The organism is Vibrio sp. ZF57, from assembly GCF_001691235.1.
Classification (GTDB): domain Bacteria; phylum Pseudomonadota; class Gammaproteobacteria; order Enterobacterales; family Vibrionaceae; genus Vibrio; species Vibrio crassostreae_C.
On the sequence record NZ_MAKD01000091.1, the window covers coordinates 138,562 to 149,214 of the forward strand.

Consider the following 10,653-nt stretch of genomic DNA (forward strand, 5'->3'; position numbering starts at 1 on the left):
CGATCCTTCTCTAGCCCTTGCTATACCTTACTTTTCGCAAGGTGATAGATTTTATTTATCAAATGCACAAAATTTACCGTTAGATTTATCAGGCGTCAAGGTGCAGTATTTAACCATCTTGAAACATAGTTGTTACAAAGTTGGATGAAATCGTGAACGCACAAACTAAAAAACACCCAGTAAAAACCTCTCTTTTTGCTTCAAAAGCACCACTAGAGTGGGCAATCGTTAATAACGGCACTCTATACACTGCGCAGATTCCAATCGATGAAACGGGCGCAGTAGTAGAAGGCGGTATTGAAGCGCAAACGCGTCAGACTTTTAACAACCTTGTTCATACCTTGGAGTGTGCAGGCGAATCGATGGATTCTGTGCTGCAGGTTCTGATTTACGTGACTGACCGTGAATACCTGAAAACGGTAAACAGCGTATACGGAGAATACTTCAACGCACCTTATCCAAATCGTGCAGCAGTCGTTGTTGCAGGGCTAGCTAGAGAAGAGATGTTGGTTGAGTTCGTGGTTTATGCATCGGCGTCTCAACCTGAATAAATGGACTGTGAACTGAGGCAATTTGCCAATCAAAGCTGTTTGTCTACGCAGATCTTTACTAATACAAGCGAATAGTTTTACGTCTAGATACAAAATTAATACTTATTCTCTATATGAATTAACAATTTATTAATTAATCCGATGGTTGCCAGACTCAACCGCAACCTAACGTTACAAGGACAGAATGATGACTCACTTACAGAATGTTCAAGCAGAAAACGCACTTTACATTGGCGGCGAATGGCAAGCGGGTGTAAGCACCGTAGCGAACATTAACCCATCAGATATTTCTGAAAATATTGGCAACTTTGCACAAGCAAGTGCTGAACAAGTTCAACAAGCGATTTCAGCGGCGAAACACGCTCAACCAGAGTGGGAAAAAACGCCGATTGAACGCAAGCAAGCGGTGCTTCAAGCGATTGGTGATGAGCTGATTGCCCGTTGTGATGAGCTGGGCACTTTGCTATCTCGTGAAGAAGGTAAGCCTTTTGCTGAAGGTCGCGGTGAGATTTACCGTGCAGGTCAGTTCTTCCAATACTTTGCGGCTGAAGTGCTTCGCCAAATTGGTGACAACGCAGATTCTGTACGCCCGGGTGTTTCTGTTGAAGTGACTCGCGAAGCGGTGGGCGTTATCGGCATTATCTCTCCTTGGAACTTCCCGACAGCAACAGCAGCTTGGAAAATTGCTCCAGCATTGGCTTTCGGTAACAGCGTTATTTGGAAACCAGCAAACCTAACACCAGCAAGTGCGGTCGCGCTTACAGAGATCATCCACCGCCAAGGTATCCCTGCAGGTACGTTTAACCTTGTACTGGGTAGCGGTTCAACAGTAGGTGATGCACTGATCAACTCTAAAGAAGTGAACGGTGTGAGCTTTACCGGTTCTGTTGATACGGGTCGTAAAGTGGCAGCGGCTACAGCGCCAAACTTCGTTCGATGCCAACTAGAAATGGGCAGTAAGAACGCACTTGTTATTGCTGACGATGCTGATATCCAAACTGCGGTTGATGCAACGATTGCAGGTTCTTTCTCTGGCGCAGGCCAAAAATGTACCGCGTCTTCTCGCCTTGTGGTTATGGATAGCATTCACGACCAATACGTTGAAGCACTGATTAAACGTATGAGCGAGCTGAAAGTGGGTCACGCACTGGAAGAGGGTGTGTTCATGGGCCCAGTTGTTGACGGAAACCAGCTTGAAGCAAACCTAGGTTGGGTTGAGAAAGCGCGTCAAAGTGGCGGTGAGCTAGCATTCGGCGGCGAACGCTTGAGCATGCAACACGAAGGTTTCTATATGTCTCCAACGTTGTTCTTGAACACTAAGAACGATTGGGAAGTGAACCAAGAGGAAGTGTTCGCACCAATGGCAAGCGTGATTCGAGTGGCTGACTTGGACGAAGCGATTGCGACAACCAACGATACTCGCTTTGGCCTAACTGGCGGCATCATCACTCAAAGCCTACGTACGAGCGCACTGTTCAAACAACAAGCTCAAACTGGTTGTGTGATGGTCAACCTACCAACCGCTGGTACCGACTACCACGTACCGTTTGGCGGTCGTAAAGAGTCTAGCTTCGGTCCTCGTGAGCAAGGTCAATACGCAAAAGAGTTCTACACAGTAGTGAAGACGGCTTACCAGCGTCCTTACTAATCTGCTTTCTAAATAAGAATTGGCCTGATTCACAGAGTCAGGCCAACATTCAAACCAAAACAGAAAACGAACTTAGATAAGTGATTTAACCCATTTTTGAAAACATGTTACTTGAGCGTGTTTTCAAAACCGAGCTAGAACACTGAGCTTTCAATAGGAGTGGTTATGTACCAGCAACGGATTGTTATAGATGGATTGCAATACTGCAATTGGAACAGAGAATATTTCCAAACACTAAAGGCGAGCGGCATTACAGCAGTTCACGCTACCGCGGTTTACCACGAGACAGCTCGTGAAACCTTATCTCGCTTTGCAGAGTGGAACTTAAGATTCGAGCAGAATGCAGACCTTATCATGCCGATTCACTCAATGGCTGATGTTGAGACTGCAAAAGCAACTGGCAAAGTCGGCATTTTCTTAGGCGCTCAGAACTGTTCTCCAATCGATGATGAGATTGGTCTTATCGAAGTGATGCGTAAGCAAGGTCTTTTGATCATGCAACTGACGTACAACAACCAGAGCTTATTGGCGACGGGTTGCTACGAGAAGAACGACACAGGTATTACTCGCTTTGGTAAACAAGCCATCGAAGAGATGAACCGAGTGGGCATGATCATAGATATGTCTCACAGTGCAGAGCGCTCAACACTTGAAGCTATCGACTTGTCTTCTCGTCCTATTTGTATCAGTCACGCGAACCCAACATTTGCTCATGATGCACTGCGTAACAAATCAAACGATGTGATTAAAGCACTCACCGCTCGTGGTGGCTTAATCGGATTCAGTTTATACCCATTCCACCTACCTAATGGTAGCCAATGTACCTTGGAAGACTTCTGCCAGATGGTTGCGACTACTGCTGACATGGTGGGCGTTGAACATCTGGGTATTGGCAGTGACCTGTGTTTAAACCAACCTCAAGCCGTTCTTGAATGGATGAGAAATGGTCGTTGGTCTAAAGCGATGGACTACGGTGAAGGCTCTGCAAGCAATTCAGGTTGGCCTGAGGCACTGCCTTGGTTCTGTGGTAGTTCAGGTATGGAAAACATATATAACGGATTGATGCGTCACGGCTTTAGCGAGTCTGAAGCTGGACAAGTCTTAGGAGAAAACTGGTTTAACTTTTTGAAAGATGGCTTAGAGCCTCAAAGCCAAAGTTAAGCTGCGCTTCTTACTAATAAGCATCTAACGAGCAGTCTGCTAAACACGTTCACTTAGTGAGAACTGCTTCAACTAAATTCACTATTTAAAAGGAACAACGGTCTATTTCGCAACGCGGTAACCCAAACATGGATTAGCCTGCCCAACACAAAAAATAATAGGGCAGGTGTTAAATACACCCTTGTAGTCATCATTTTTATGACAGCTGCAAAGAAACCTCTGGAGTCAGAGTATGTCTGATTTAACCAATAGCGTGAAATCTCCAAGCTTAAATGCGGGTCAAGCACACACAACACGTAATGCAAAAAGCAACACAAACCAGTCTGAATCTACGTCAGACAAATTAGGGTTATCCAACCCAGCACTTTGGTACAGCGGCGGCTTTATCGCTCTGTTCGTGACACTTGCTTTATTTGACGGCGAACTACTATCAAGCCTAGTAAACACGGGCTTTGCGTGGTCGGTAAAAGTATTCGGTCCTTACTGGCAAATGCTTCTTCTTCTGACCTTTCTTATTGGTCTTGGCCTAGCGGCAGGGCGAACAGGTAAGGTTATCCTTGGCGGCATCGCGAAACCTGAAATGGACGGCTTCCGTTGGATGGCGATCATCTTCTGTACGTTACTTGCGGGTGGCGGTGTATTTTGGGCTGCAGCAGAGCCGATTGCTCACTATGTTAGTCCACCACCATTGTACGGTGCACAAGAGAACGCACAGCAAGGTGCCGTGAACGCTTTATCGCAATCTTTCATGCATTGGGGTTTCTTAGCATGGGCAATCGTCGGCAGCTTAACGTCTATTGTGGTGATGCACCTTCACTATGACAAAGGCTTACCGCTTAAACCTCGAATTCTGCTTTATCCAGTATTGGGCGAACGCGCGCTGAAAGGTCACACCGGCGCTTTGATTGATGCATGTTGTATTGTCGCGGTAGCGGCAGGCACTATTGGTCCTATCGGGTTTTTGGGCTTGCAAGTGAGCTACGCACTGAACGCACTGTTTGAGATTCCTGATGGCTTCACAACGCAGCTTATCATCATCTTGTTCGCTATCGTTCTTTACACAATGTCAGCATTAAGCGGTCTAAACCGCGGAATGCAAATGCTAAGCCGATACAACGTGATTCTGGCAATGGCACTGATGGTTTACATCCTGATCTTTGGCCCTACAAACTTTATCTTTAACGGCTACATTCAAGGTGTAGGTAGCATGATCGATAACTTCATCCCAATGGCGACATACCGTGGTGATGAGGGGTGGTTGAGTTGGTGGACTGTGTTCTTCTGGGGTTGGTTCCTAGGGTACGGCCCAATGATGGCAATCTTCATCGCACGTATCTCACGTGGCCGTAGTATTCGCCAATTGGTTTCAACCATTAGCTTAGTTGCACCGTTTGTTACTTGTTTCTGGTTCACGATTGTTGGTGGCTCTGGCCTTGCGTTCGAAATCGCAGATCCAGGCAGCGTAAGTAAAGCGTTTGAAGGCTTTAACTTACCAGGTGCTCTGTTGGCGGTAACTCAGCAACTTCCAATGCCGATGCTTATCTCTATCTTGTTCCTGATCTTAACCACGATTTTCATCGTAACGACTGGCGACTCAATGACTTACACCATCAGTGTTGTAATTAGTGGTGAGACAGAACCGAATGCAATCATCCGTACTTTCTGGGGCGTGATGATGGGCGTAACAGCGTTGATTCTGATTTCTCTAGGCTCTGGTGGTATTTCAGCGCTGCAATCTTTCATCGTAATTACAGCGGTTCCGGTGTCCTTAATCTTACTGCCATCGCTTTGGAATGCGCCTCAAATCGCAATCAAGATGGCGAAAGAGCAAGGTTTGTAGAAAGCAGAGTTTGTAGAAAAGCAGGATCTGTAAAGAAACTGTAGAGGTAACGCTCTCTAAAAATTAAAGAGAAGCAAGGTATCAGCCTTTGAAATAAGGCTGATACCAGATTCCGAAAGGAAGAGAAAACCCGTACTGGTGAAGATACATCGGACGGCAACTATTTAGGTCAAGAGATCTAGTCAGGACAAATAATAAGGGGCGAGTTCGCTTGCCTCGACAACATCAATAACGATTAAAACGTGAAAGCTAACCAACATCCTGTCGCTATACACGCTTCAAAAGACAGCAACGATCGGTTCTGAATGGCTAGCAAAACCCTTATAACTACAAAGGTGGTGAGCAAAATGGATGCACATCGTTCTACCTACACTGAATCAGCACTACGTGACGCAACGGTCGTTATGGCACCGGAAAGACTGGGTGCTATGCACCAAACACGCATCAGCTTCGTAAGAACTCTGATTCGTAAAATGGCGCAACAGCAATGGAAAGTGACTAAACATGAGTGGCAATTAGACCCTCAAGGGTATGGTCATGCTATCTATAAGCTACAGACGCCAAACCATGTTTATCATTTGGTTGTGTTCTGCGATGAGATTGCAGACGACGAACGAAATGACCGTGTAATTGCTGAAAAGTGGGACGTAACATTTGCTTTGGTTCTTGGTGATGTTGATGTCACCCTACTTGAGAGACTTCGTGCGAATGTACCGCTACAAGAAGCAGGCCGTAACCCTAACAATGTGCTTGTTTTAGCGCGTGCCAACAAAAGTGTACGAGTGTTTGAACATATTGTTAGTCACTTGGCTAAAGGTGTTCAACCAACGCCAAAAGAGCTAGCGGAAGTTGGCTACATCCTACGAACCACAGCGGTTTATGGTAATGGTAAGTTTGGTATTGCTGACTTTAAAATCTTGGAAAAGAATCCAGATTTTAATCAATCGTTCAGTGCTCAAATGTGTGCTGTTTATATGCTGCGTGAGTTCAGCCTAGATTGGGTTCATTACCTAGCGGAGCAACAAGGCGGTGAACAAGCGATTACCTTGCACAGAGGCTTACAACGCTACCTAGGTGTGGGTAATGCCACAGGTTTAGGTATGGCGCCATATTTGATTAACCACCCAAGTATTGTCGATCAATGGATGACAACCCGTGAGCATGCATTAGCTGACGTGTTAGCTAATCACACGGATACGGCATTGATTGAGCCCCTACGTACATTAGTTAAAAAAGCGATTTGTCATTTAGAACAAGTTGTTACCATCAATGAAAATCAGCAAGAGTTGAACAAAACCGCTGTTGATGAGTTGAAACACGCAGAACAGTCACTAGAAGCTTCTGTAAACCATTGCGATACATGGGCGCAGTTAGTTGAACAATCTAAGCACATGAGTATGGAAGCCCAAGAAATCCTTATCTCATGCTTGATGGAATTGTACCCAGAATTAGTGGACGCCCATCAAGAGCAAATGAATTGTAGCGAAACACTCTCGCTTCCTAGTGGCAAAAAGATCCAAGACCTATTGGTTGTGTTAGAAGAAAAGTACCGTTGGGCGATCACGACTGACTTTACGAAAGCAGAAAATAACTACTGGTTCTGGTATCGCTCTCAGGACAAAGAAGAGCCAAGGCTCGGTGTTCGAGGCGAGGAACTCGGCGAAGAGCGCGAACTGCCGTTGGATATCGGCCGTCAAGCTTACCGTCTGTACCATGCTTTATTGCAATTCGCGCCAGAGCTTTCATTGGCTGAATTCCTTGTTAAACAACCGCAGCATCGTGCCATTGCGCGCCGTGTGTGGACGTTAGGTAACAAGGCGATGGGCGACATTCAAATGAACGTGCTGCACCAAGACTCGCCACCAATGCATTTGCTGCGTTGTAAGCTAGCGATGTTTGGAGCGACTAAGTTTGATCCTCGCTCAGACCGTTGGGTACGAGTGACGTTTTTCCAAGGTGCACCGTTGCTTGATGAAATTCATCAGGACGAATGGGTGTTCCCAATCTTACCAAGTGAAGCGGAGATCGCTGACTCAAATAAAGTTCCTACACATATCAACGCTCAACATGGAGGTAAATCGTTATGATCGTTTCTCACAATGAACTGGTAGCGGCCGTTAATAAAGCCTTTCTGGGTATGCGTCGTACATGTGGTGAAGCCGATGTGATAGCGAACATGGTGGCAGATTTACAAATGGTTGGCTTGGATGGTGTTCGTCATTTTAACAATGCGAGCAACTTTATGGGGCTAGAAGACGATTGCCCTGTAGACATCCAAGTGACAAGCGACAACACAGTTGAAGTGGACCTGCACAAGGCGAGCTTAGCGTGTCATCTTCCTGTGGTGATGGATTACGCCATTGAAAAAATGGTCGGTAAAAAGACGCTGAAAATCGAGCTAAACAACTGCCATAACCGTTGGTTAGCGTACAGTGAGCTTGTAAAACTGGCAGCGAAAGGCATCGCATGTACCGCACGTTGGGATAATGGCTCAAATCCTAAGAGCACCTTGTATGTGCTTAACCGTGGTTGCGTTGCACCAGAACTGTTTTTATCAGATTTGCCTCTGGCATCGGACGATCATATCCACAATATGACCATCGAGCTTTCCGTCCAGGATTTCGATATCGAACGTTTGTCAGATGGCTACCAAACACACATTGAATCGGAAGCGCTTTTTAAAACTCAAGAGAAGGCGTGGAACGAGGGCATTGAAGTTGACGATGGAGAGTGGGGCGCGTTGAAAGAAACGGCGACGGCTATCCTTGTTGAAAACAGCCAACGTTCAATTCAAGGTGCAGGTGAGCTCGAGGCTTCTTAGCTTTGTTTTATAGAGCTATAAGTTACAGAAGCTCAGTTTATAGATCTTTGGCTTATAGAAACTAAACCTATAAAGCCTGAGCTTGTTCAACCTAAAAACCTCATTTACAACAGATAAAACCAAAGAGCTTAACGTATCCTCACCTCGTTAAGCTCTTTTTATTTGTGTCCCACTTTTGTTCTTCTTCTCAATAGATCACATCTTAAACTCTCTGTTTTGACACAAGTTGTTACGCGTATAAAGCTAATTTGGCGATTTAATGAAGTACCTTCACATTCAGGTTCAACAAACGGTTTCATTTACAAGCTAGTATGCGTATCTTGCTAACTACGGTGCCAAAGGGTGCCATTTTTATTCGTACCAATGACTTTAGAATCAGATAAAAAGGAATGAAGCGTGCAAGCTAACTTTATTGATGGAACCACCCTGTACCGTCAGCACTCTTTCGAGTTGCCACTTGATTATCAAGCCAAAGATGGACAACAGATCCAAGTCTTCGCACGTGAGCTGGTTGATCTCGCTAAAGATGAGCAAGAGCTGCCGTGGTTGATCTACTTTCAAGGCGGCCCAGGTTTTCCTTCTCCACGGGTGAGTGGTCAATCGGGTTGGCTAAAGCGTGCATTACAAAACTACCGTGTTCTGCTTCTAGACCAACGTGGTACTGGCAACAGCACGGTTATCAGCCATGAAACTTTGGCGCATTTGTCTCCAGAACAACAAGTCGAATACTTAACGCATTTCAGAGCGGATAACATCGTTCGTGACGCTGAAGCGATTCGTGAACAGTTTGGTATTAAGCAATGGTCGACGATTGGTCAAAGCTTTGGTGGCTTCTGTACACTGAGCTATTTGTCACTGTTCCCACAGAGCTTGCAGCGTTGTTATGTGACGGGCGGCATTCCTTCTATTGAACGAGAAGCTGACGATGTTTATCGTGCGACTTACAAGCGTGTAGAAGACAAAAACAGAGCTTTCTTTGCTCAGTTCCCACAAGCACAAGCTATGTGTCGCGAGATCTCTGATTACCTGCTCAACAACGATGTGAGACTGCCAAACGGTCAGGTGTTCACAGTTGAACAGTTCCAGCTAATAGGTATTAATCTTGGTGGCGGCGAAGCAAACCTTCCAATGTATTTTACACTGGAGAGTGCGTTTGTTGAAGTGAACGGTAACAGACAGCTGAGCTACAGCTTCCTAAATCAAATGCAGCAAGAGCAGGGTTACTTAACTAACCCAATTTACGCAATCTTGCATGAATCGATTTACTGTCAAGGTACAGCGTCTAACTGGTCTGCACATCGTGTTCGTGAGCAGTACCCACACTTCAACTACCAATCGGGCAGTGAGTTCTGGTTTACTGGTGAAATGGTGTACCCATGGATGTTCGACCAACTTGAAACGCTGAAGCCACTGCGTGAAGCCGCGAACATGTTGGCTGAAAAGTCGGACTGGGGCACTTTGTACAACGCAGAGCAGTTGAGCAAGAATACAGTGCCAATGGCGTGTGCCGTTTACGCCGATGACATGTACGTTGAGTTGGATTACAGCCGTGAAACATTGGCGAACATTCCTAACTCGAAAGCGTGGATCACCAATGAATATGAACACAATGGCTTGCGAGTAGACGGCGAAAGGATTGTCGATAAATTGATGACGATGGTTGAAGCGTTAGAAAATCTGCCAAAGTAATCAAGCTATTTGCACTAGAAACAAGATGCGTTAGAAGCTTTCTACTTTAGAAACTATCTACGTTAGAAATACGATACGCCAGAAACAAGAAAACGCTGCACCCATGCAGCGTTTTTTTATGTCATCGAACTATTCGATTTAAGGAACTAGGAGGGGTAGCCCTTGAAGCCATTAAGGTTGGATGACGATATCTTGATTTTCAGTGGTCGATAAGCTGGCGCGGTTCTGTTCGATAAGTTGAGCCGCATAAGAGGGAGTCACAGCTTGAATTTCGCCTTTTGAACGAATCGTTAATGCTTCCCACGCATGATCACGGTATTTGCCTGTTTGTGTATATTCAATAAGTACTCTCATGATTCTTCCATCCGATGTGTGGTTAACGTGCTACTAACATTAGCGCCATTATTGTGGTTACACACCTGTTAAAAATGGAACATAAGATTAACCAAATGAGAATGCGTGTAACTTGAAAAACAGACCTAACTGCACTTATCTTCTTAACCGCGTTTATCGCAACTAACCGTATTTATCGCAACTAACAGCATTTATCGTAACCAACCTTACTTATCGTAAATAGCGTCCATAAAAAAACGCTGCACAATGGCAGCGTTAAAGTTGAGATAGGTTGAAGATTGCTTAGCTGTTTTCTAAGCCAACAATCTTGCGTGCAGACATCACTGCACTATCCAAGTCGGTCAATCTACCAGCACTTGCTGGACCAAGAACTGATGAATATAAAGCCAACTGCTTCTCAAATGATAAATCTAATTGGTTATATAGATTTTGGCGGATTTGAGCGTGTTGCTGTGGCTTTGCGCTCGACAGGCCTTCCAACGTATCGTAGATGAGTGTAGTTGTATCCATAACTGTCCTTAGTACATCTTTAGAAAATTTTGCATATTATGCACTTGGTGTCATCTTTGTTCTGCGAGATTGATCGCAT

General features: G+C 45.2%; 8 protein-coding genes and 1 pseudogene. 7 read left to right on the forward strand and 2 right to left on the reverse strand.

Features of this window, described 5'->3' with window-relative positions; translation table 11 throughout:
- Positions 1 to 152: 152 nt before the first annotated feature.
- From A6D97_RS13640 to A6D97_RS13670, 7 genes and pseudogenes are all read left to right on the forward strand, one after another.
- Complete coding sequence (locus A6D97_RS13640) at positions 153 to 551, forward strand: RidA family protein (protein WP_017060835.1); 399 nt, start codon at positions 153 to 155, stop codon at positions 549 to 551.
- A 187-nt stretch (positions 552 to 738) separates the two neighbouring features.
- Entirely contained in the window at positions 739 to 2,199 is a 1,461-nt protein-coding gene (locus A6D97_RS13645) for an aldehyde dehydrogenase family protein (protein ID WP_065584619.1), read from the forward strand.
- Positions 2,200 to 2,364: 165 nt separating this feature from the next.
- Positions 2,365 to 3,360: a membrane dipeptidase gene (locus A6D97_RS13650; RefSeq protein WP_065584620.1), complete on the forward strand. Its 996-nt coding sequence runs from the start codon at positions 2,365 to 2,367 to the stop codon at positions 3,358 to 3,360.
- Positions 3,361 to 3,592: 232 nt separating this feature from the next.
- The gene (locus tag A6D97_RS13655; protein WP_065584621.1) at positions 3,593 to 5,200 is read left to right on the forward strand and encodes a BCCT family transporter; all 1,608 of its coding nucleotides are present in this window, start codon (positions 3,593 to 3,595) and stop codon (positions 5,198 to 5,200) included.
- 261 nt (positions 5,201 to 5,461) lie between these two features.
- A pseudogene (locus A6D97_RS13660) lies at positions 5,462 to 7,287 on the forward strand (hypothetical protein).
- Complete coding sequence (locus A6D97_RS13665; protein ID WP_017064722.1) at positions 7,284 to 8,021, forward strand: DUF3726 domain-containing protein; 738 nt, start codon at positions 7,284 to 7,286, stop codon at positions 8,019 to 8,021. The pseudogene A6D97_RS13660 and the gene A6D97_RS13665 overlap by 4 nt, the downstream one beginning before the upstream one ends.
- Before the next feature lie 396 nt (positions 8,022 to 8,417).
- The gene (locus A6D97_RS13670) at positions 8,418 to 9,710 is read left to right on the forward strand and encodes an alpha/beta fold hydrolase (RefSeq protein WP_017064721.1); all 1,293 of its coding nucleotides are present in this window, start codon (positions 8,418 to 8,420) and stop codon (positions 9,708 to 9,710) included.
- A gap of 171 nt (positions 9,711 to 9,881) precedes the next feature.
- Here the strand turns inward: A6D97_RS13670 and A6D97_RS13675 are convergent, their stop codons facing one another.
- Both A6D97_RS13675 and A6D97_RS13680 read right to left on the reverse strand, forming a co-directional pair.
- The gene (locus A6D97_RS13675; RefSeq protein WP_004730424.1) at positions 9,882 to 10,064 is read right to left on the reverse strand and encodes a hypothetical protein; all 183 of its coding nucleotides are present in this window, start codon (positions 10,062 to 10,064) and stop codon (positions 9,882 to 9,884) included.
- A 282-nt stretch (positions 10,065 to 10,346) separates the two neighbouring features.
- A complete protein-coding gene (locus A6D97_RS13680; protein WP_004730426.1) occupies positions 10,347 to 10,574 on the reverse strand; it encodes a PAS factor family protein in 228 nt (75 codons plus the stop codon).
- Positions 10,575 to 10,653 lie beyond the last annotated feature (79 nt).

What these genes read in the sequence shown, in the direction of transcription:
- A6D97_RS13645 (WP_065584619.1), top strand. Translation starts at nt 739, where the DNA reads ATGACTCACTTACAGAATGTTCAAGCAGAAAACGCACTTTACATTGGC.
- A6D97_RS13650 (WP_065584620.1), top strand. Translation starts at nt 2,365, where the DNA reads ATGTACCAGCAACGGATTGTTATAGATGGATTGCAATACTGCAATTGG.
- A6D97_RS13675 (WP_004730424.1), bottom strand. Translation starts at nt 10,064, where the DNA reads ATGAGAGTACTTATTGAATATACACAAACAGGCAAATACCGTGATCAT.
- A6D97_RS13665 (WP_017064722.1), top strand. Translation starts at nt 7,284, where the DNA reads ATGATCGTTTCTCACAATGAACTGGTAGCGGCCGTTAATAAAGCCTTT.
- A6D97_RS13680 (WP_004730426.1), bottom strand. Translation starts at nt 10,574, where the DNA reads ATGGATACAACTACACTCATCTACGATACGTTGGAAGGCCTGTCGAGC.
- A6D97_RS13655 (WP_065584621.1), top strand. Translation starts at nt 3,593, where the DNA reads ATGTCTGATTTAACCAATAGCGTGAAATCTCCAAGCTTAAATGCGGGT.